The organism is Vibrio chagasii (assembly GCA_041879415.1).
Lineage (GTDB): Bacteria > Pseudomonadota > Gammaproteobacteria > Enterobacterales > Vibrionaceae > Vibrio.
Map to the genome: position 1 here is coordinate 1,321,741 of CP090852.1, position 21,982 is coordinate 1,343,722.

At 43.9% G+C, this 21,982-nt stretch carries 22 protein-coding genes; 11 read left to right on the forward strand and 11 right to left on the reverse strand.

Annotation, left to right across the window (positions count from 1 at the left end; genetic code table 11):
- Window positions 1–203 precede the first annotated feature (203 nt).
- On the reverse strand, window positions 204–374 hold the full coding sequence (locus tag L0991_19805) for a hypothetical protein (protein XGB64277.1): 171 nt from the start codon (window positions 372–374) through the stop codon (window positions 204–206).
- A gap of 531 nt (window positions 375–905) precedes the next feature.
- Here L0991_19805 and L0991_19810 point away from each other — a divergent pair.
- From L0991_19810 to L0991_19825, 4 genes are all read left to right on the forward strand, one after another.
- Window positions 906–1,643 carry a YjiH family protein gene (locus L0991_19810; protein XGB64278.1) on the forward strand — a complete coding sequence of 246 codons (738 nt, stop codon included), beginning with the start codon at window positions 906–908 and terminating at the stop codon, window positions 1,641–1,643.
- The gene (locus L0991_19815) at window positions 1,643–2,110 is read left to right on the forward strand and encodes a YjiG family protein (protein XGB64279.1); all 468 of its coding nucleotides are present in this window, start codon (window positions 1,643–1,645) and stop codon (window positions 2,108–2,110) included. Before L0991_19810 ends, L0991_19815 begins: the two co-directional genes overlap by 1 nt.
- 604 nt (window positions 2,111–2,714) lie before the next feature.
- The gene (locus tag L0991_19820) at window positions 2,715–3,101 is read left to right on the forward strand and encodes an MAPEG family protein (GenBank protein ID XGB65419.1); all 387 of its coding nucleotides are present in this window, start codon (window positions 2,715–2,717) and stop codon (window positions 3,099–3,101) included.
- Window positions 3,102–3,109: 8 nt separating this feature from the next.
- The gene (locus L0991_19825) at window positions 3,110–3,640 is read left to right on the forward strand and encodes a DNA mismatch repair protein (protein ID XGB64280.1); all 531 of its coding nucleotides are present in this window, start codon (window positions 3,110–3,112) and stop codon (window positions 3,638–3,640) included.
- A gap of 34 nt (window positions 3,641–3,674) precedes the next feature.
- Here the strand turns inward: L0991_19825 and L0991_19830 are convergent, their stop codons facing one another.
- Window positions 3,675–4,301, reverse strand: a complete 627-nt coding sequence (locus L0991_19830) for an START domain-containing protein (GenBank protein ID XGB64281.1) — start codon at window positions 4,299–4,301, stop codon at window positions 3,675–3,677.
- A gap of 164 nt (window positions 4,302–4,465) precedes the next feature.
- Window positions 4,466–4,942: a hypothetical protein gene (locus L0991_19835; protein XGB64282.1), complete on the reverse strand. Its 477-nt coding sequence runs from the start codon at window positions 4,940–4,942 to the stop codon at window positions 4,466–4,468.
- Between the two features lie 110 nt (window positions 4,943–5,052).
- Here L0991_19835 and L0991_19840 point away from each other — a divergent pair, with 110 nt between their 5' ends.
- A complete protein-coding gene (locus L0991_19840) occupies window positions 5,053–5,877 on the forward strand; it encodes an AraC family transcriptional regulator (GenBank protein ID XGB64283.1) in 825 nt (274 codons plus the stop codon).
- A gap of 230 nt (window positions 5,878–6,107) precedes the next feature.
- On the forward strand, window positions 6,108–6,986 hold the full coding sequence (locus L0991_19845) for a 6-carboxytetrahydropterin synthase (protein XGB64284.1): 879 nt from the start codon (window positions 6,108–6,110) through the stop codon (window positions 6,984–6,986).
- A 123-nt stretch (window positions 6,987–7,109) separates the two neighbouring features.
- Here L0991_19845 and L0991_19850 read toward each other — a convergent pair whose 3' ends face one another.
- Window positions 7,110–8,150: an acyltransferase family protein gene (locus tag L0991_19850; GenBank protein ID XGB64285.1), complete on the reverse strand. Its 1,041-nt coding sequence runs from the start codon at window positions 8,148–8,150 to the stop codon at window positions 7,110–7,112.
- Window positions 8,151–8,272: 122 nt separating this feature from the next.
- Window positions 8,273–9,229: an AEC family transporter gene (locus tag L0991_19855; protein ID XGB64286.1), complete on the reverse strand. Its 957-nt coding sequence runs from the start codon at window positions 9,227–9,229 to the stop codon at window positions 8,273–8,275.
- 163 nt (window positions 9,230–9,392) lie between these two features.
- Here L0991_19855 and L0991_19860 point away from each other — a divergent pair, with 163 nt between their 5' ends.
- Both L0991_19860 and L0991_19865 read left to right on the forward strand, forming a co-directional pair.
- Window positions 9,393–9,986, forward strand: a complete 594-nt coding sequence (locus L0991_19860) for a TetR/AcrR family transcriptional regulator (protein ID XGB64287.1) — start codon at window positions 9,393–9,395, stop codon at window positions 9,984–9,986.
- Window positions 9,987–10,173: 187 nt separating this feature from the next.
- A complete protein-coding gene (locus L0991_19865) occupies window positions 10,174–11,022 on the forward strand; it encodes an alpha/beta hydrolase (protein XGB64288.1) in 849 nt (282 codons plus the stop codon).
- Between the two features lie 120 nt (window positions 11,023–11,142).
- Here the strand turns inward: L0991_19865 and L0991_19870 are convergent, their stop codons facing one another.
- Both L0991_19870 and L0991_19875 read right to left on the reverse strand, forming a co-directional pair.
- Complete coding sequence (locus L0991_19870; protein XGB64289.1) at window positions 11,143–13,683, reverse strand: glycosyl hydrolase family 18 protein; 2,541 nt, start codon at window positions 13,681–13,683, stop codon at window positions 11,143–11,145.
- A 384-nt stretch (window positions 13,684–14,067) separates the two neighbouring features.
- Window positions 14,068–14,532 carry a DUF2850 domain-containing protein gene (locus L0991_19875; GenBank protein XGB64290.1) on the reverse strand — a complete coding sequence of 155 codons (465 nt, stop codon included), beginning with the start codon at window positions 14,530–14,532 and terminating at the stop codon, window positions 14,068–14,070.
- Between the two features lie 308 nt (window positions 14,533–14,840).
- Between L0991_19875 and L0991_19880 the strand changes: the two genes are divergently transcribed.
- The gene (locus L0991_19880) at window positions 14,841–15,122 is read left to right on the forward strand and encodes a pyrimidine/purine nucleoside phosphorylase (protein XGB64291.1); all 282 of its coding nucleotides are present in this window, start codon (window positions 14,841–14,843) and stop codon (window positions 15,120–15,122) included.
- Window positions 15,123–15,289: 167 nt separating this feature from the next.
- On the opposite strand, the gene L0991_19885 is transcribed toward L0991_19880, so the two are convergent.
- Entirely contained in the window at window positions 15,290–16,153 is an 864-nt protein-coding gene (locus L0991_19885; GenBank protein ID XGB64292.1) for a pirin family protein, read from the reverse strand.
- A gap of 157 nt (window positions 16,154–16,310) precedes the next feature.
- On the opposite strand from L0991_19885, the gene L0991_19890 reads away from it, so the two are divergent.
- The gene (locus L0991_19890) at window positions 16,311–16,592 is read left to right on the forward strand and encodes a hypothetical protein (GenBank protein ID XGB64293.1); all 282 of its coding nucleotides are present in this window, start codon (window positions 16,311–16,313) and stop codon (window positions 16,590–16,592) included.
- Here L0991_19890 and L0991_19895 read toward each other — a convergent pair.
- Entirely contained in the window at window positions 16,589–17,779 is a 1,191-nt protein-coding gene (locus tag L0991_19895) for a diguanylate cyclase (GenBank protein XGB65420.1), read from the reverse strand. The genes L0991_19890 and L0991_19895 overlap by 4 nt on opposite strands.
- A gap of 283 nt (window positions 17,780–18,062) precedes the next feature.
- Here L0991_19895 and L0991_19900 point away from each other — a divergent pair, with 283 nt between their 5' ends.
- Window positions 18,063–18,401 carry a DUF1840 domain-containing protein gene (locus L0991_19900; protein ID XGB64294.1) on the forward strand — a complete coding sequence of 113 codons (339 nt, stop codon included), beginning with the start codon at window positions 18,063–18,065 and terminating at the stop codon, window positions 18,399–18,401.
- A 108-nt stretch (window positions 18,402–18,509) separates the two neighbouring features.
- Here the strand turns inward: L0991_19900 and L0991_19905 are convergent, their stop codons facing one another.
- A complete protein-coding gene (locus L0991_19905; GenBank protein ID XGB64295.1) occupies window positions 18,510–21,197 on the reverse strand; it encodes a hypothetical protein in 2,688 nt (895 codons plus the stop codon).
- Between the two features lie 271 nt (window positions 21,198–21,468).
- On the reverse strand, window positions 21,469–21,939 hold the full coding sequence (locus L0991_19910; protein ID XGB64296.1) for a GNAT family N-acetyltransferase: 471 nt from the start codon (window positions 21,937–21,939) through the stop codon (window positions 21,469–21,471).
- Window positions 21,940–21,982: the final 43 nt, after the last annotated feature.

Here is a 21,982-nt window from a genome sequence, read left to right on the forward strand (position 1 = left end):
CGCGTAAAAGCGTAGACTTAAATAACCATGTGGAGTGTGATAGATATCTTAATAATTCAACAGATTACAGGGAAAGCGATAGACTGTGAGGTGGGCTGAAGTACGGCCTTGTGCGTCTCAAATTACAATCTTGTACACGCGAGTAATAAAGAAAAAGCCCTACCGGGCTTAAGTCCGATAGAGCTTATTCTGTGTCGCCAACATTATGCAGCATTACGATCAAACGTCATTGTTTGTTCTGCAGCACATATCTCAACAGGCCAGCCATAGGATTGGTATTCCATCGCAAGTTTGTCCGCAACTACGCGAGATACCGTGGCAGTGATCCACATGCCTTTGCCCATTACCTGATATTTGAGTGTTCTCATTTCCATTTTTGTCACCGTTTTCCTTCTATATTGGCTGCGCGAAGTCTATAGCACCTCTTGAGGCTGGAATTTCGAATCAAGCTCAAATCCTTTATAAAATGGCTCATGAATTCGGCTTGGAATAAAACTCAATCAGCAGAATGAAAACGGTTGCGTTTTGGAAGAAAAATCACGATTTAAGTGCCTGTATTATAATTAAATAAAAATTTAACTAAAAATTTATGTAAGAGATATCTCACATAATTATCAGAGATCGGACTATCCAGGGTTTTATCCGTTAAGCACTGATTTTGTGTCTCGTCTGTATGTTTTCGGTTGCGCTATTGCAGCAAAATTTATTTAGTTTTGTATGTGAAATATGAGGATTTTGTCAGTTTATATTTCGATATCTAAACCATAGTCACAGTTTTATATGTTGCCTATCATCTTCAATTTAAACCGATACTCTGTTTGATTTTGGTCATTAACCTTCTTCTCATTAGTTTGCACTATCTATGCGTGTTCTGTTCCACATAAACTAGATGTATAGAGGTCCTTATGACTAATCCAACGAAAACCGATCGTAAAGTCACGATCGGCAGTTACATCGCACTCGCCTTTGCGGTTGTGTTTTTCTCTGGCTTGATGCAGTCCAATGAATGGTATGGCGTATTCGATTTTACGACGCTTAACGGCTCATTCGGTAAAGTGGCTTACGATGTAAGTGAATCCGCTGATGGTATTCAAGCGGCAACCACCTCTTTGCGTGGTAAAGGCGGTAGTGGTGCTCGTGACGGTTTCATTTTTGCTTTGACACTTATTCCGACCGTGATGTTTGCTTTGGGTATGATCAACGTACTTGAGCACTACGGTGCGCTAGATGCGGCTCGTAAACTGCTTACTCCACTGCTTCGTCCGCTTATGGGCATTCCTGGTAACTCAGGCTTGGCACTGATCGCTTCTTTGCAAAGTACCGATGCAGGTGCCGCGATGACTCGTCAGCTTAAAGATGAAGGGCATCTAACTAAGCGCGAAACCGATGTCTTTACCATGTTCCAATTCACAGCAGGTGCGGCGATCGTTAACTTCTTCTCGTCTGGCGCTGTGCTATTTACTCTAACCGCAATGGACGGTTCTCTCGCAGTAACGTCATCTATTGGTCTTGCTGTGGCAGTGATGTTCATCTTTAAGTTTGTGGGTGCCAATCTGTTCCGTATCTACCTCAATATTACTGAAGGCAAAGAAGACAAACCCAAATCAGACAAAGAACAAAAACTGGAAGAGGAAGTAGCATAATGAGTGAAGTAAAAGCAAAGAAACCAATGGTGACTGATATTTTCGTTGAAGGTGCTAAGAAAGGCTGGGTTATTGCGACCACCTCGACAGTGCCAAATGTTCTGATGGCGTTTGTAATCATCAAAGCATTGCAGATTACGGGTGCGTTGGATCTGATGGGCAGCGTTTTTGCTCCAATCATGGCGGTGTTTGGTTTGCCGGGGGAAGCAGCTGCAGTATTGATCGGTGCGTGGATGTCGATGGGCGGTGCGGTGGGTGTGGTAATCACGCTGTTTGACCAAGGTATCTTGAATGGCAACCATATTGCGATCTTAGCGCCAGCTATTTACTTGATGGGCTCACAGGTTCAATACATGGGTCGTATCATGGGACCAATTGGTACCGAAGGTCGTTACATTCCAGTGATGATCGCTATTTCAGTGTTGAATGCGTTTGGTGCGATGTTCCTGATGAACATTATTCTGTAGCCTGACTTCTAAAATTTCTTAGGCTTTAGAAAAAGGAAACCCCGTTTGGCTTTCACCAAACGGGGTCTATTCTTTTTGTAGCCATCCTGCTACTGCGCGTTACTTATCTTTCAATAGGCAACTGGTGCTCCCTGCATCGTTCCTTGACGTGGCTAAATCCTTTAACCTATCCAATCCATCGCCTTCCTAGCGGTGTCCTTGCAAACTCATCATCCTGATAAGTGACTCTATCCTAGAGCATAACTTCCTTGCTGATAACTCATCCTAAGTCATCAAATCTTCATCCTGAAGATACCTAATCCATTAGGCTTCTTCCTGTTCCTGCCAACTCCCTGTCGACATGTATATTAAACACTCTGGAGGCTTCTCCGACAATCTACCTCAAGCAAATAATCTGAAGGCAATGCTAAGAAAAACTGTGCGGACTCATACAAAACAAGGACTTGGGTTTGTAATCTAGGATTTTTCTGCGAAGCTTGATTGTAATCTCTTACGTTTGTTGTGAGAGATCTCTTACATATGTGCGGGCGTGAATGCTCCTTGTTTGCTGAATACAGATACGTTGAGGTAGCCCGTCGAATAAACTAACCAGTAGGAAATGATGATGGTTACAGCGTTATATGCTTCGTTGCTCACTTTGGTCATGTTATGGCTTTCCATTGAAGTGATTAAGCAAAGGAGAAAGAATCAAGTCGCACACGCAGATGGTGGTGTTGAATCGTTACAAGTGGCTCGTTCTGCTCAAAGTAACGCAATGGATTATATTCCGATTACCGTGATACTGATGGCGTTGCTAGAGTTCAACGGCGCCAATGTATGGCTGATTCACGTTATTGGTGTTGCTTTTGTTGCTGGCCGTATTATTCATGGAAAAAGCATTATTGCTCGTAGCCTGAAGGGAAGAAAGCAAGGCATGTATTTGACCTTTGCCAGCATGGTGTCTCTAGTTGTTCTAAACTTGCTTTATCTGCCATTTGATAAGCTTATATAAGGACAAGCATGGCGTTACGCCTTCCTCCACCATGGATGATTGTATTAACAGGTTTGGTGCTGAATATTCTGGCCATTGTTGTGTCGAGCCTAGTGCTCGACAAAATGGTGGTTGAACAAGCCCAGTATCGAGAGCGTCAACAGGGCAACGTGTACTCGATTCAGCTGGCTTGGAACACGATTGAAACCTTAGAGCGTAAGCGTGAATCTATGTTGCTGCACATGGATATCAGTACTTCTTCAAATTCTGCAGTGACACCGGAATTAGAAGAAGCAATGCGTGGTCAGCTTGGTGCGTGGGTTAGTGGCGAAGTTCCAGAGATTACCGTCGAAAACCTTTCTCAGATCATGATGTTGATTAACCAAGCTCAACAATCGCAACGCACACGCATCGATGACTTCTACCTTGATAATCTAACCTTATCTGAACTCCTTCAAGCCCTTGAAGAGCAGATGACCCTCTATAAAAATATCGCGCTCTTTCTTCAGATCTTTGGCTTAGCATTGATTCTTGCGCGTGACCTAGCGAGACGAAATTAACCGTTCCACGCCTTACGCTAAAGCTGATGATGAGTTATTGGTCGAGATTAGGGTGCTGTTGCCCTTGGTACTTTGGAAGCTGGTCTTTAAGCTTTTTGAAGGTACTGAATGCGTTGTTGGCGGATAAGCGATTCATTAACCAGTCAGGTAAGATACCGCCGGCATTCGCATATGCCGTATAGGTGATGTGGGTCAGGCCATTGGTTAGAGGCTGTAAAACCCAAAGTGCATCGACCTCGTTGATTCGAATATACCCCGACTCTTTAGCCAAGTAATTGGATGCATCTTTAATGGCTAAGGTGAATTGACCGTCTTCTACTTCATATTTCGAATACGTCACCATATCACGGTCGCGAGCAGGCCAAGGCGCTTTGAACTGGGTGTAGACGATATTTTCATTACTAGAGATCTGCATTAATACTTCACTGTGCGACACATTGTCGATCCAATTCGGTACGTTATCGCTGTCTTCCAATAACAAGAGAAATCCTGAGTAGCTCGTTGCGACCTGCATTTGGGCTCGAACTTCAACAAGACCATTCCCATGGTTACGTTTATGAATGGTGATGCCGCTTTCGCTTTTGACGAACTGCCACGGAGTCGCATAAGAGAGAGCTGAAAATAGACAGAGTCCAACTACCAAAATCCTAGGTAATATCATTATTCTTCCATGAAATGAAAAGCTTATCTGCCATGAGTATAGAATAAAAATAGGTTGGATTCGCGTCGTAAGATGCTGCGTATTAAATATGGTTAATATGATATTTGGAAAAACGGAAGACAGAGGGTCTTCCGTTTATAGAAGGGAGGGTAGTGGCAATTTATCTAGAGCTTATAGGCCTCAACCGTTTTTATGGTGGTCCAATTGTTGTCGGCATCTTGGATGAACTCTTGTGTGTTCTCCAACCAACGCTTTTGTACTGACTTGTCTAAGTTCAGATATAACTTTCCATCTTCTATTTTCCAAGCTTGTGGATCGGTCTCAAACTTCTTACCCATTGCCACACCAAAGGCACAGTATCCACCATATTGAGGCGCATAGGCTTGTGGATCAGCGCGGAATTGGTCTCGGTTTTCACTGCTCACAAATTGATAAATGGCATTTTTATACGTTGCAGTGAATTCTGACGTGCCTTTCACTGGACCCTTGTTGTCGAAGTAAGCCACAGGGTCATAGCCTTTAATGGCAAGATCGTTGCTATCGACACTCATATCCAGGTCAGCTGCCATTATTGAAAAGCTCGCGCCTAGTAACGCGGCTGTAAGAGTGATTTTTTGACTGGTCGATTTTAAATGTGACATATCAAGTTCCTTGTCAGTGTTAGTTAACTTGTATGAAATAAATTAGCCGACTGGTCCGGTCTATAGAGGGACAAAAGAACTAAAAAGTAAGCGAATCGTTCGGAGGATGCATGGATCTGCTGTCACAGTTGATGGAACACTTCTCGATACGTACCGGTGTTTTCTATTCAGGGCACTTGTGTGGCGTCTCATCATTTAATGCACAAGAAGGGAAAGAGGGACACCTACACGTATTGAGTGCGGGGGAGCTGACCTTGTCTAGTGCTCATGGGGAGCACAGGCAGCTTTCACAGCCTTGTATCGTCTACTTACCTAATAGCACGCCTCATGCAATAGAAGGTGTGGGAGAGGGCGCTGAATTAGTGTGTGCAAACGTCGAATACCGATCAGGGCAGATGAACCCATTGTTGGCTGCATTGCCTGATGTGATTGTGATTCCGTTTGAGGATGCTCCGAATGTAATGCCGGTGATTGAAGTGCTGTTTAGAGAGTCGAGCCAGGCATCATCGGGTCAGCAATACTTAATGGATAAGTTGAGTGATGCGCTAATGGCTTTGATTTTTCGGCATCTCATAGAGCACCAGCAAATCGATCAAGGCGTGTTCTCTGCGCTTGCTCATCCGCGACTTGCTCCGGTGGTGACTGCTATTCACTTGATGCCCGCTCGACACTTTTCTATCGCTCAAATGGCTTCTTTGGCTGCGATGTCTCGAACTCAGTTTATTGAAGCGTTCAAGCGGGAGGTTGGCGAAACCCCAGGTGACTATGTTCAAAAGTGGCGGGTTTCTGTGGCTCAATCGTTGCTGTTGCAAAACAAGCCCATCAACTGGGTCGCGGATGAAGTGGGGTACAACAGCTATTCTGGTTTTGCTCGTGCGTTTCAACATGTAACCGGAATGTCGCCGCGGTTATGGCTAAAACAGAATGTGGCGTAAAGCGCCTGGCAACCTTATCTGAAATGTGGCTATTAGCATTAGGCTTGGTTATGTTTTAGCGGAAATTGCGCGTAGTTTGCTCATTTCTCGAATGATGGGCTAAAAAGGTGGACTTTATAAGCTCATTGTAACATCCTGCCCGTCCTATTTTATCAGACATCAATGAGACGAAGTGCCTGCTGAACATTATTCAGCCTCCCGTATCTCATTAAAGCACTAAGGAGTTCCACTTGAACCTATTTGTAAGAGACCTTACCGTTATCGATTCTTCATACATCTGTGAACACAGAGGGGTCGTAGGAGATAGTTGGATTTTAGATGTCACCATGTCTGGTGAACTGAATGAAATGAGCATGGTTTTAGACTTTAGCAGAGTCAAAAAACAGATCAAAAACCTTGTTGATCAGCATGTCGATCACCGTTTACTGCTACCAATGAAAAATGCAGCTATCGTGCATCAAGCAAGTAAACCGGGCTACGCTAAAGTCGATGTATTGCGTGGTGATAAGAGTCTTCACTTGCACTGTCCTGATGAAGCTTACTGTCTGGTTGATGCCGAGGCGATCACCATCGAGAGCGTGACCGCACACGTTTACGATATTCTTCGCGACAACCTTCCAAGCAACGTAACAGGGTTAGAGATCACCCTTCGCCACGAGAACATTAATGGTGCGTTCTACCACTATACCCATGGTTTGAAAAAGCACGATGGTAACTGTCAGCGTATTGCTCATGGCCACCGTTCTCCGGTTGAAATTGTGGTTGATGGTCAGCGTGATGAGCAACGTGAGCTAGCGTTCGCTAAGCGCTGGGAAGACATCTACCTAGGCTCTAAAGAAGACCAAGTTTCTGTTTCATCATTAAACCTAAGTGAGCGCGCACAGAGTGTGAATGACGAAAGCCATTATGGTTTTAGCTACACGGCCCCACAAGGTGAGTTTGAGTTAGCGATTGCTAAGAGTGAAACAGAGATCTTGCCAACCGATACCACGGTGGAATTACTGGCAGGCTACATTGCGGATCAAGTCGCCCCAAGTTTGACAGAAAATCAATCACTACAAATTGTGGCTTATGAAGGGGTAGGTAAAGGCGCGATGGCGTTCCGATAACACCTCATGAGTGACGCAAGTTCACTTTCAATCTGAACAAAAAAGGCAAGATACTAAGTTATCTTGCCTTTCTTTTTTGTGGCTAGTTAAACTGAGAAGGTTAATCACGCCATTTTGTTGGTGCTAACGAAGCAGTACGTGTCGCAGTGGGCTTTTCTCAATCGCAACGACCAATCCAAAGCTGAGTAACACGGTGCCAAAGAATACGGTTAGGTCTTTTGCTAGCTCCGTAATGCCCAATACACCACAGACATTAAACAACAAGATGATGATTAATAGGTGACTAACGTAGATACCCAACATGCGATTTGAGATAGCACGAACCCAACCATAATTGCCCACGTTTGGATTAGCTAGAAGCCACATAAACGTGCCCATTCCCCATAGCGCAGTACCAAACAAGAAATCATGGATGTTGAACGCGATGTCGAATTTAGACAGCCATGCCGCTTCAGCAAAATGAATCCCCATACCTAATGCGATTAGTCCTAGCGCCTTAGCCGACGACATTTTCCATTGATGCTGACGAATAAGGAAACCTAAGGTCACCATTAATGTACTGAAGAACGGGCCGTTACGGGTAAAGAAAGGTGCTTCTAGTCCAGTCAGGCTTGCATAGCTCCCAGCTAAGACACCGTAGATGTAGAGTGCAACTGCGAGAGGCAATAAAAGCTTATCGAGCTTCATCTCAACCATCAAAGCGATGATCAAAACAGCGAAAACTAAAGCTGGGATAAACCATAAATGCACTAATCCGCCCTCTAAGAAAGAGTTGAGCGGTGTGCTCATCAAAAAGCCCCAGTACCCTTGGCGTTCACCTAGATAACCGAGCTCTTCAACTCTGGCTAGGTTGAAGGGTACCGCTAAGCAAATGATGCTCCATACCACCCAAACTTTGAGCAGTGGTTTCGAGTAATTGATGACGGTTTCCCAAGGAGATGAGACTAGCTTGGGTTGAATCAGATAACCTGAAATTAGGAAAAACAGAGGTACGGCAAAGCGAGCAGTTTGGTTGAGAATATAACCAATCCATGGCACGTCATTGATTTGCCAATAAGTAAGGGCCATTTGGCCATGTAAGCCAATGATCGCCAAGATAGCAATCACTCGACCTAACTCGATACTGGCGATGCGTTGTGAAGGCGTATTTTGAACGGAAGACATATCAGATCTCTAAGAAAATTTTCGTAGAATCTAGCAGCCTTTGTGTTGAACCAGTTAGCGTTAAATCAAGGGTTTCGGCCTTTATATAAAGGCTTGTATTGATTTTTTGAAGCCTGTCGCAGCTATATTAAATCCATTGCAGTAAGTGCAAAAATACCAAGCGTACAAGTGATAAGTGAACCTAAAGTGGTCAGCGCGATAATATTGGCAGCAAGCGTTGCATTTCCTCCCATCGCTCGTGCCATTACATAACTTGCAGCAGCGGTTGGTGCTGCACTCATCAGGAAGATCAGTCCAAGATCGAGTCCTTCAAAGCCTAAGGCCAATGCTGCCAATGTGATAAGTAACGGCGAGGCAATTAACCGGTAACTTGAGGAAAACCAAGTCGCGAGTTTCTCTTGTTTGAGAGAGCTGATATCCAATGAGCCGCCGGTACACAGTAAAGCCAGAGGCAAGGTCATTTTCGCCAAGTATTGCCCTGCATCAGTCACCATTTTAGGAATTGGAATAGACAGTGCGTAACAGAAAACCCCGAGGAAAATAGCAATAATAAGAGGGTTCTTGGTTATCGACTTCGCTATCGCTTGAATGGCTTTATCGCCTGTGTCTTTGCCCTTAGGGGTTAAGGCAATCACGGCTTGGATATTGTAGAGCACAGTAATTGAGGCAACATAGATCGCCGCAAGTGCCACGCCTTGATTACCGTAGATATTGGCGACATACGCTAAACCTATGATACCCGTATTCGCTCTGAATCCACCTTGGATGATGACGCCTTGGTCCTTCGAATCTCTAAATAATAGCTTGGTCGAGACGGTAGCAATGAGGAAAAAAGCGAAGTTAGCAGCGAGAGCAAATAACACCAGGGTGCTGCTGGCAGAGAAGTTATGTTCGGATTGAACGATACTTAAAAACAGCATCGCAGGTAAGGTGATCTGAAAAACAATCTTAGAAGCGATATCAATGAAGTTGTCATTGATAAGCCCAATTCGTTTGAGCACCACACCAAGAAACAGCATTAAACAGATAGGGCCTGTCACTGAGGCTGAAAACGCAAACTGTTCCCAAAGTGTGTCCATTATTTTTCCTTAATTTTAGCCAACTTCAATATCCTTTGAATACTGTCGCATTTTTCCACAATTCTTTGAGAAGAGAAATTGAATCCCAATAGATAAGTAAAAATCTTTGAAAAAAAGAACGAACGTGCTAAAAATAACGTATCAGATTTATCCTTGGTGAATAATGAGTAAAGGAAAGATAACCAAAGAGTATATTTTGAGCCATGCATTCGCGCTTGCGAGTGAGAACGGGCTTGAGAGTTTGACGATTGGCGAATTAGCCAAGCAGTGTGGTATGTCTAAGAGTGGTTTGTTTGCGCACTTCAACTCTAAAGAGAACCTCCAGCTCTCTGTACTTGAGTACTCCAATGCTATCTTCACCGAGCGAGTCATCATCCCTGCAAGAGAGCTTGGTGATGCTGACATTGAAGCGAAATTAAAACAGTTACTCGATAACTGGTTAGGATGGAACCACTCATTCCAAGGCAGTTGCATGTTTATAGATGCTTGGAAAGATGCAGGCAGCGAAACATCTGTGATTCAGCAAGCGTTGCAGAAAACCATTTCGGTTTGGATTGATTACTTGACGATTCAAATAGCAAAAGCGGTGGAGAGCAAACAGTTTAGAGCCGACCTAGACCCAAAACAGGCAACCTTTGAGTTGTATGGGCTCTATTTGAGTGCGAACTTGTTCTATTCGTTACGAGGCCAACAAGCAAGCCATACCCATTTTTGGAGTGGCGTAGAGCGCTTAATTGCTAGCTGGAAAGTGGTTTAACAGGTAAGCCATTGAGCTGGTTAAGCCCATGAGCTTGGCCTATCTATGGCCTAAAAAATTTAAGATAAGTGGCGGTAGCGTGCATAAATAGCAGTAGCGCCATTTTTTATATTAACAAATAGCACGGTCGTTCGTTTTTATGACCGAGCTGGATACGCTAATAAATTTGGCGAGATAAGGAACGGTCATGAGTGACAAAATCTATTTTAATACATCGAACAAATTCAGCTTTAAGCGTAGCCTGATTGGTGCAACCACCAATCTACATTACATCTTAGCGCCGAGCCATGCGAAGAAAACCGCGCGTAAACTGCTGCTTACGCCAATGCGAACTGAGCAAAAAAATGCGGATCCACAAGGGCTGATCAAGAGTGAAATTAAAGGCCGCGACGGTGTGTTAAAAACTTACTCTTTGGGTGCAGGCCCAGTTTGGGTATTAACTCATGGCTGGTCTGGTACCGCGAGTCAATTCTTCCCTTTGATGGAACATATCGCAGCTAAAGGTTATACCGCTTTGGCTTACGATCACCCGGCGCATGGTGGCAGCGATGGCGTGCATGGTCATATTCCGGCGTTTGTGAACGGTCTTGAGGCGATTCTAGATTCGGTGGGTGAAGTGGCAGGCTTGGTTGGTCATAGCATGGGTACCGCTTCAGCGTTGGAATGTAAGCACGCTAAATTGGAAAACAAGCCGCTGCTTCTGATCGCACCTGTATTGGATTACTTGGATAATTTGTTTGGCAGCGTTGCTCGTTCTGGTTATTCAATGAAGCTGTTTGAGGCGGTAGTTGGGGAAGTAGAAGAGCAGTTTAATTACCCAATTCAGTCGGTTGACCCGTATGGCAAGCTTGCGCTTCGTCAGTCTCAGACCATCATTGTGCATGATGAGCAAGATAAGTTTACTAAGTTCGATGTGTCGCAGCGTGCAGCGAATGAAATGGAGCGCGTTACCTTGATTGCCACTCAAGGGCAAGGTCACGGGCGAGTAATGAAGTGCCCGCAAGTGTTTGAGAGCTTTGATGCCTTGATTGGTTAGTTTTAGTTAATCAATTCGGTAATACGTAGGCTTAGAAAACAAATAAAAACAGGCCAACCAGACATTTCTGGTTGGCCTTTGCTTTTAGGTGTTTAGTAAGTATTTAGCTTGCACCTATTTTTAGTTAGCACAGTTTGCCGGGCCAATCTCTTTCCATACGCCCCACTCACCAGAGTTAACTGGGTCATCACCTTTGGTCCACCATTTCGCTTCCCAAGTCTTGCCAGCTTGAGTCACTTGGTCGCCGCCAGTGTAGACTGCACTTGAATCCCAAGCGTTAGTACACGTACCGCCGTCTGTGGTTTTCTTAAGTACTTTCACTGATGCAGCTGCGACTGATGAATCTGTACCGTCACTCACGGTCACAGAGAAGTTCAGAATAGTGTCTTGCGTGTATTCTGCTGCAACAAAGCTTACTGAAGCACCTTGTACGGTTGCATCGATACCTGCAGGTACGTCCCATGTGAAGGTTAGTGTGTCTTGATCGACATCGCTAGACGCAGATGCATCCACGACCACAACATCACCCGCATTGACTTCTGCCGGAGCCGTAACCACTGCAACTGGTGCTGTGTTAACTGGACCTGTATCTTTTGGGTTTACCGTTACAACAACCGTGTCCGTTGACGTTGCGCCTTCGTTGTCCGTTACTGTTAAGCTGAAGGTTAGCGTTTCTTGCTGAGCGACTTCAACAACATCGAAGCTTGCAACCGCGGCATTCGCGTTCGCCAGAGTTACTGCTGTACCGCTCACTTGAGACCAAGCGTAGATCGCAATTGTGCCATCGCTGTCTTTTGAAGCGCTGCCATCTAGAGAAACAGAAGCTGGACCTTCAACAGATTGGTCTGCACCTGCTGATGCGGTTGGTTTCTTGTTCACAGGCTCTGTAGTGCCACCTGCTAAACCCTCGTGCATTGCATTTAGGATGTCGCCGTTATCCGCGTCAATTTCCCAAGAGAACAGACCCGCAAGGCCAAGGCTACGCACGTACGCACCTTTTGCTTTAACTGAGCGGTCGTCATCAAATGTGATTAACTGACCTGAAGTACGGTTCCAAACGTATGGCGCTTCTGCCATTTCGTCGTAGCCATATTCGAAGCCATTGATACCTTGGTTGTTGGCGCCAAGCATGTTCGCTTTTATGCCTTTGTAGTCGATAACGCCATCTTCCCATACCCCTTGTGCAGTGCTGCCTTTCAGTTTGCCATTACCGACACCTGTCATAGGGTCGCTTGGGTCAGAAAGTGTTGATGGTAATACGCCTTCCCAACCACGACCGTACATTGCTGTACCTACGACAAGTTTGTTAGCTGGAACACCTTGCTGAAGCAGTAATTGGATACCGTTGTCAGTGGTGTAAGCAGGGCCTGTGTACGGTTTGCCATTTTCATCAATGCCAGAGCCATCACACTGGCCAGGACGCATGAAGTTACCGCAGTTTAATGCTGTCTGGTGACCTAACACGTTGTTCCAACCGCCGTAGAAGTCATAAGTCATCGCAAAGATGTAGTCCATGTACTGGATAGCATCACCGTAATCCACATCCTCAATTTTGTCGTGACCAACACCGATCGCTGATGTGAGTTCGTAAGTACGACCATTTTCTGCTTCTAACTCATCAAGCATTGCGCGCAGTTCTGCCATTAGTGCGATATAAGCTGGGCCATCATTTACTGGGTCACCAAGTTCTGGTGCAGCACCGCCGCCACCTGGGAATTCCCAATCGATATCCACACCGTCATAGAACTTCCATGTATTTAGGAACTTCTTAACCGATGCGACGAAGGTGTCACGGTTTGCTTTGGTGGTGAAATCGAAGAATGGGTCTGACAGGGTCCAACCGCCAATTGAAGGGATGATTTTCAGATCTGGATTACGCTGCTTGAGCGCCATCATCATTGCATAGTTGCCCTTGATTGGTGAGCTGTATTCGTGACCTGCTTGAGGGAAACTTTTCTGGAAAGCTGCCCATGGGTCATGAATTACCACTTCGTAATCGTTGACGCCCTGACATGCCGTCATGAGTGCGTTGTAGCTGTTACCGCCAACCGATTTCACTGATTCGTTAGGACCACAAATTGGGATGAAGCCATAAAGGATATGGGTCAAGTTATCAGCGGGTAGGTTGTCGACTGTGTAATCACGACCATAGATGCCCCATTCAACAAAGTAAGTACCCACTACTGTGTTTGGGTCTGTATTGTATGACTTGTTGTTTGGATCAATGTTCATTGCTAATGGCGCTAAATGTGCGCCATCCGTATCGGCGATGGTGATCTTTGCGGGTGCACTCTTGCTACAACCCGTTTCGTCACACGCTTCGATCTCCATATCAAACAAGCCACCCTGACCGTATTCGAATGAAGCTGTAGTTTGGCTGCCAGTGATTGGACCGGTCGCAACTTTAACGCCATCAAAGTAGATGTTGTACGTGTTTCCTGACGTTCCGCTCCACTGGTTAAACTTAACGTCGACCTTTGCTTTGTCGTGATACTTAACCATCTGGTTGTAGCCAGAAGTGGTTTCCATCGCGAGTTCAATTTTAGAAAACTGTAGGTTGTTGGAACCGTACATGTCGATGCTAGGTGCTGTTGGAGCAGCTAATGCTGTACCAGATAGCGCTAGAGCAATGCTCGCAGCACAGGTATTAAAACGAATCATACTATTTCTCTCATTCCTTGAAGGTTACGAGAACCAAATGGCCTCATAAGTTGCTCCGATCAGTTTTGAAGGAGCTTCCCCGTCAGTATTCGAGAGAGTTTTAATTTCATAACTGAAAATAAATCTGTTTTCGATGGACAACTAAAAAATTGTATCTTGTTACAAAATTGTTGCTTAATGAGTGAGAGGTCGAGTCCATGTTTTATAAAATAAAATTTCGCCTAGCATGAAAATCTCATATGTGAAGTTTCACAACATGAAGTTATGTAAAGGTGCGACAAACTGCATGAAAATACTGTTTAGTTGAAGCAATATCACAAAGTAGTAGCGGCTAGGCAGGGGAGGTATGAAGCGTGTTGGTGGAGTGATTTTGGCGATTGAAGGCTATCTTTTGAATTGCTCAGCTAATGAAGCTCTTCTTTGTTGCATGACACTGTGATTATCACTGGTAGCGGTATGCTCAAAGCCTTCTTTAATAAATTGCTGGGCTGGTGTGCTTGGCTCCAGTCGTTTTAGGCGAGGTGAATCGTAGGTACCACTGATGGTGTAAACCCTTGGTCCAGAGCCTGTGTTTATCGTGACGATTTTACCGTCAAACTCAAATGAAGTGGTAATAAGGCGATGATTGATCATTACCCCTTTTTCAGAAAGGGTCAGGATGTCGGTATTGTATGGTGGAGCACCAATCTCAATCCAATTACCATGGACGTTACTTGGACTGACAGACTTTTGATGAGCTTGATAAGCAAAATAACCAGCGGTGACGGCAATCATAAAACCTGCTAATAGAAAGCCGTAGAGTAGTGAGTTGGCAAATATATCTCTGCTTTTAGTGGGCTTTTTTGCCATTATCTCTTCATTTTCTTGCTTGTACCGTCTTTGAGTCTATAAATTAAAATCTTTGTTTGCAAAGATCGTTATAAGAGTTAGAAGCAAGATCCAATGTTACGATAAATAGACTTGCTTTGATGTTTTTTCGAGTATTGCTATCAATATTTATGTCATCAATGAAAATTACTGTCAGTAAATCTTAAGTTATGCGTATTTATTTCTTGTAGGAAAGTCGCGAATTGGTTAAAACAATTATCACCTAAGTTTACAGATAGGCTTATTTGTTGAGCCCAATAACTGCAATTTCAAGATAACAAGGAAGTACAATGATTAAAGAAAACACATACTTTGAAGGTGGCGTAAAATCGCTAGCGTTTAACCAATCTGGTGCTGATGTGAGTGTTGGGGTAATGGCTGTGGGCGAATATACCTTCGGTACGGCGGCTCCAGAAAAGATGACGGTTGTAAAAGGCGCACTAACGGTAAAACGTGTTGGTGATGAAGACTGGACTACATACCAATCTGGTGAGTCTTTTGACGTTGCAGGCGATTCATCTTTTGACCTACAAGTAAAAGAAGCAACGGCTTACCTATGTGAATACCTTTAGGGAGAAGTGAGCTAGCTTCTCTCCAATAAGAAAAAACCACGCTCTAAGAGCGTGGTTAAATAAGTGATAATAACCGGCAGTGGATAGTGTCACTTGTTTTGCAGTCATCAACTCGACGACCAAATTCGTTGTTGTCTTCTCAATCCCTCAAAAGTCCAAACCAAACACTAATAGGTTTCAAACAAGCCGCTGTTATAGTCTTGGATGGTTTGTTCAATCTCTTCCATAGAGTTCATAACAAATGGACCATAATGCACAACCGGTTCATCGATTGGCTCTCCGATAAAGATAAGTGCACCGGAATCCTCTTGGCTTTCTAAAGACAGTATTTCAGCGCTTGTTAGGAACGCCAGTTGACCTTGGCTTATGACTTTTTCACCAATTTTAAGGCTGCCCTTGTACACATACGTCATGGCATTGTGACTAACGTTAGTGCTTATCGAGATTTGTTGTCCAACGCTCGCTCGCCAATCTGAAACACTCAGTGGCACGCCCGTTTGTTGTAGTGGTCCTTGTATTTTTAAAGTGTCAGCTGCAGGATTCAGTAATTCAAACCCACCCGCAATAACTCTTAGTAAACCACTTTGCTCACTTTGGTGTTCAGTAATAGTTTCGCTTTGGAAGTCATGGTATTGCGCTGGCTTCATTTTGTCTTTGGCTGGTTGATTGATCCAAATCTGAAAACCATGAAGTGCACCTTCCTCCATCATCGGCATTTCACTGTGAATAACGCCACGACCTGCTGCCATCCATTGTGCCCCACCACTACGGAGCTCTCCTACATTGCCCATGTGGTCCTTATGTTGAAAGTGACCTTGCAGCATATAGGTGAGTGTCTCTATCCCACGGTGAGGGTGGGGAGGGAAGCCGCCAACATAGTCTTTGCTCTCATCTGATTTGAGTTCATCAATCATCAAAAATGGAGAGAAGCGTTTGTTATTAAAACCAGCAACTCTTTGGATTTTAACCCCGTCGCCATCGGACGTGGCGTGGGCTGAGATTACATGTTCTACGGTTCTTACATTCGACATATTGAAACCCTCATAAGCTTGAATAGGGTTAGTGTATGGAATTTAATTTATAAAGAAGATGGTGCTGCGTTGAGTGACTTATTCGAAAATTTTGAACAGGTAACAATATGAAATTAAGTCTATACTCAATATAGGGTAGACCGCCAAGGAGGCCGCTATGGCAGTACAACAAAAACATGGCGAAAGGCACGGTCGAATGGGCTTTGAAAATGACTTTACGACAGATCAAGGTCAACGTTTTACTGAGGTTGCGAATAACGCGGTGAAACGTCGTATCAAAAAGCGCGAAGTTGAAGCGCCTTTTGTGCATTCGGCAAAGGAATCAGCGCTTAAAACCGTCACCAGATCTAAGTGGGAAAACCGAAGCCGAGTTCGGCAAGTGGTTTGGATTATTGTTATTGGTCTTATCAGTTTATGGGCTATGTATATGGCTGGCTAACGCTGGCGAGTCTTTAGTAGCGTTACATTGTTCCCTTCTACGTTAGTTTGAATATCCTCTTCACGTTCAGGAGCTTTGGCTTCTGCATGGATGCTGTCCATCGGACACTCTTCTATTAAAGTAGAAACCGGGTTGTCGTGATAATAAGCGTATCGGTTCTTGCCTGAATGCTTGGCAACATACATGGCTTTATCCGCACATCTCGTTAACTCATGTAAATCTTGCGCGTCTTGTGGATACAAAGACACACCAACACTGAGCGTTAGTTCTTTTATTCTTTCATTTGTTTGGCAGCCGCTTTCGAATAAACCACAGATTCGGTCTAGGATTCCGTCGAGGTCTTTTCGCGTCGGGATATCGTAGAGCATTAATACAAATTCATCGCCCGCAAAACGCGCAATCGAATAGTCGTATTCATGACTTTTTCGATCTCGAGTTCGAATATTGTTGCTCAAGCGATTCGCAAAGTGCTGCAACACACTGTCGCCAACATCGTGTCCATAACTGTCATTGATGCCTTTAAAATCATCGATATCTAAAAAAACCAATGCAGTAAGTGATCGCTCACTATCAACAGTTGTTAGTTTTTCAATAGCCCAACGTTCAAAGCTCCATCGATTTGCTAGCCCTGTGAGTTGGTCTCGGTAAGCTAAGTCTTCAATCCCTTCTTTATACAAACGCTGAATGTAACTTACTGCTTTGGTGTAGTAGTAAGCGGAGGTATGGCACACCAAGCTCATGGTAAACAAGCTAAGAATAAAGCGGTGTGTGCTGTTAAAAGGTAGAGAAAAATTGCTAGGTAATGCAGTGATCAGCGTGCTTATGAACAGACAAAAAGAGGTGCTTAGGATGACGCCAATTCTGAAGTCATTGATAAAAATAACGGCGGCTAAAATCGGATAGAGCCAAAGTATGCGGTCGGGAATGGCATAACTGTATAGAAATAAGATGACTCCTTGCACAAGCAGTACACAGCTAAGAATTAACTCTGAGTACTCAGGATTGAAGACTCTTCTTACATAAATTGCATTGGCGATAGCGATAAAAGCGAAGCATAGTTCAAACATGGACAACGTGTAGTGTTGTCCCTGAAAGTAAGCCCATGTGTAAAAGATAAAGAGCGCGGCAGCAGTCAGTGAAAAGGAGTAGACGATTTTTTGTTTTCGCGTAGAGCGGATATCCGCCATCTCTTCAAGGTGCCTTCCTACAAGCCTGTTCATGTGATTTGTGCCACTAATTTTGATAATGGTATTAATACTAGATTAAATAATGGGCTACGCGGAGCCTTAGCTGACCATTTAATGTGACTATTATCAATATTTCATATGAAATGTTGATTAACGCATTCTAAATAGTGATGGATATCACTAATGGTGCAGCTTGCCAAAAGCAAGTGAATCATTATGTGCTTGCTTTCCAAGGATTTACTCCACATAGTTCTTTTACTATTCAATTATTAAGGGACCAATTATGTTAATCACGTTTAGCTGCAAGGCACACGCAAGTGTCACGATGTTTGGTGAAGTAGGTCTTCAGTTTATTAAAATGCTCGGACATAGTGGTACGCTCCCAGGAGCGATTGACGCTTCAGAGGTTCCCCAAGCATTGAATAACCTGCGCACTGCAATCGCTGCGGAGCAAAATCAAGCTGTAGAGCAAGACGATATAGATGACGACAATGAAGATGAAGTTGTCGAAGCGCCAGTAAACATTGGCAGCCGAGCATTTCCATTGGTAGAGCTATTAAAAGCAGCCATTAAAGAAGAGTGTGAAGTGATGTGGGAAGATGGTAGCGGCAAGCGTTTGTAGAGGTATTTACACCACATCTTGTGAATCAGTTTCTGTGTCGAGAGCAAAGTGTGTTTTGCAAAAAAGAACAAGCCAATAAAATATTGGCTTGTTCTTACTACTTATTGATTACTGAATAGAAGGTAAGCTTTTTGCCTCCATTACAATCGACATACCCCAAGATTGTTCCTCTTTAATAGATTTGATGGAGCCTCGGTTAGTAAGCCAGGTAGTTTGAGTATCAATAGGTCCATAATCTACGAATTGTGTCTTACTTGTTACTTTACATGCTACCAAAGCACCTGCAGGCACTGTGATTTCCTCTTTACCTACGTAGGTTTGCTGGTAGTCAAAGGTAGATAGGTAGTAAGGTCGTGCGTTGATGATTTCATCTAATGAGGTTTCTACAGAAACGGTTCTTAATCCAGGATACTCTATTTCGATTATCTCACCGCTCTCTTCGTCCCACCAATAATCGAGCTGAGAGGTGAGTGGGGCGTTAGTTGACGTCCCAAAGTCTATCGTTTGATTGATGATTTTTTGGTTATCAGCAACCGTTTGTGGTAATACTGCTTTAGCTGTCCCCCAACCTAGTGAGTCATCAGAGTTAAAGCCTTCTTGACCTAGGTAGTGATCTTCAGAGCTATATGAATACTCATACCCTATTAAAACACCTTCCGAATCTTTAATATCGATACGTGTTTTTTCTAGACTACCCTCTAGGTCAGAAATCCAACTTGGAAGTCCAGTGACTAACGTAACGTCATTTAGCCAAGAAAAAGTATCCCCAAGATAGGTAAACTCATAAGTTAGATTTTCGGTAACAGGAGTGTCTTCCCACATAGGTGTGCGCTGTACATCGTAAACCGTGACGTCATTGGTTGCTGGTGCGAACCCTGCATCTGGTAGCGAGTCAAGACAAGCCTGCAGATTTAGAGGGTGTAGAGGCTGTGGCGTTAATGCGTTATCTAAAATGAACTGTTTAGTTGCTTCATCAAAGATATAGGCTTCACTATCAAGCTCTTCGTTCTCTTTATAGGTTATACGCACAAACCCGTCGACTACAGATAGGTAAGCAGAGTTATCTTGTCTTTGATAGTTTGACCATGTGGTTTGCGAGTGGATGGACTCAGGAATCGTCACCTGACGTACAACCTCGCCATTCAATGAGATATCTTTCCACGAACCAAGGTCTGCTAATCTCAAGAACTGAGAATTTTCTTCCCACGCTCTTGAATAATAAACAACGGTACCGTTAGACAGAAGTTGTGCGAATACTTCAGCATTTTCGAAGCCCGCCATCGGGATTAAGTCATCATGATTGTTAGATGCTGTTTCATGACGATCTGACTCATCGTCAGCAATAGTCGATGCTAAAGTTGCCAGCCATGTATCTGTTACGTCGCCATTTTTAAAGGCACTTATTCCGTTACACGAGTTATTGAGCGCTTGGTAACGATCTGGATCGTGTTCAGCACACCAATCACCCTTATAAAAGTAATATATGTTGTCGTAGAGATCTTCTACTGACAACTTGTATGCTGTGGTGTTATCTGGGAATTTTAATCCTGCTGGCATAATTAGAGACCAAACGTTCTCACCATCTGTTTGATCCATGATTGAGCGAACGTTAAGACCGCTAATATCCAACTGCTTAGCACTAGCAACTTCATTAAAAATTGAGCTGCTCGACTCAAGAATGACACTGCCGTCTTTATTTGGCTTGATGCTAGTTAAAGTGTCATTGCTAGTTTCCCAACCATTTTGACCCAATACCATGCCATTGGAGTCCAGAGTTGTTTCTACCTCGATAAACTGTTCTGCAAAATAGTCATAAATGTAACTAGTTTCGGTGACAGAGTTATCGGAATCCGCTTTTAGTGTTCCATAGGCGACCATCAAGTCTTTGCCTGTGTCATTCTCACCGCCAAACCAATTGATGCCATCTGTTTTAATCAGCTTCGCAAGGTCGGCTTGCTTAGATTCTTTATTTGCTTCGTTTTCTTTGATTTTATCTTCAAGGTTAGAGTCATCAATGGCGATGTGGTCACGATTAATGCTGCCAGCAATGTCGCTCGGGTTGAAGTTTTCTCCCGCTGCTTCAATATTTTTGACAACTTCATCTAGTACTCGAGTCACTTCTTCATTGATCAACGCCGTGAGCGCTTCTACAGAAATACCAGCACCCGCTGCGGTTTCTGATAGTGCGTCAGTATTCTCTGCCATGACCGATGCAGTAACTTGAGCAACGCGGTGTAGGTTCTCAAAAGCTGCTTTTTGTGAGTCTGCTAGCTTGTCGTTATTTTTGGCCTCAATGTAATCTTGAGTTAAGTCGAGCGTTGTCCCTAACTTCTCTTGAATAGTTGCTTTGGCTTCATCTAATGATGCGCCACTTTCAATTTCATTTTGTATGAGTGTGGTTAATGGGCTAATAAACTCTGATTGTGGTGGAGCTGTTAAGCGGTAGCTTTTGCTTAACACAACACCAGGGTTATCAGTGTCGATGGTTTGTCCGGCGACAACTTCAATCAATAGAGTGCTCTGTTCTAGTTGCTCTTGAGTTAAGTTATCAATGGTGAATTCGCCATTGTCGCCGGTTACGGCATTTGGCTCATCCTTATCACACTCTTTGTTGTTGTTTAGATCCAAACATGCATTAGCACCTACCAAATAGCCATCTGCGGCTTTGGCGGTAAGAGATGCTGTTGTTGCCGTTGAACCACCACTATCTGTTGTGGGACTATTCGAACTATCGCTACCACATCCTGCTATCCCTAGGGCTATTGCCACTGCTAACAGTGAACGTTGACCATTCATGTTAGTTCTCCTTTATTGAGTTATTGATAAAAGTCTTCTATTCAGAAATCAATTGGCGGAATGTCATTGATAAATATGACTATTTATAAATTGAGTGCCATTGTTGTGGAATGTATCAAATAGGGATTACGCGGAAACCGTAGGAGTTTTTATTCTAGAGTTACATCAAATGTGGTTATTTTGATGTGCGAGTCATATCTCTCGCAAATGTATAAATCTTGCAATCTATATAAATATCAATTACTTGCTTTTTGGACTGAAGGTCACCTTGCTAGAGCGAGGCTTTTATTTTTAGCCTATAAGAAACAAAGTCCTCATCACTGTCATCAACAACCTGATAGCCAAGAGCCTCATAAAATTGGATGGCGCGAGTGTTGCCTCTGAAGCTAGATAGGGTGACTTGGTTTCGCTGTTCCAGGCGCGCTTTATTGTGAATCAGCATCATGACTTGTTGACCGATGTTTTGGTTTTGATGTTGAGGGAAAATAATCAATAAGTGGACGTGGTATGCATTGCCGTAAGGCTTGAAGCAGGTAAGCCCGACCTTTTGAGAGCCTCTATACACCCAATGAAACCAAGAGGGCTGGTAGTCGTTTGAGAGGCGGTTGCGCTGAAGCTCGTCATCCCAGCCAAACACATTGTCGACGTGTTCGAAGATACCTTGCTTAACGCAGTCAAACAGCTCGTCAAACTCGGAGTTTAAGACGGTTTCTAACCTAAGTTCTCCGCATTTGCTTGTCATTCTTTCTATTTCCTTACCCTGAATCCTGGATAAGCAAACAATA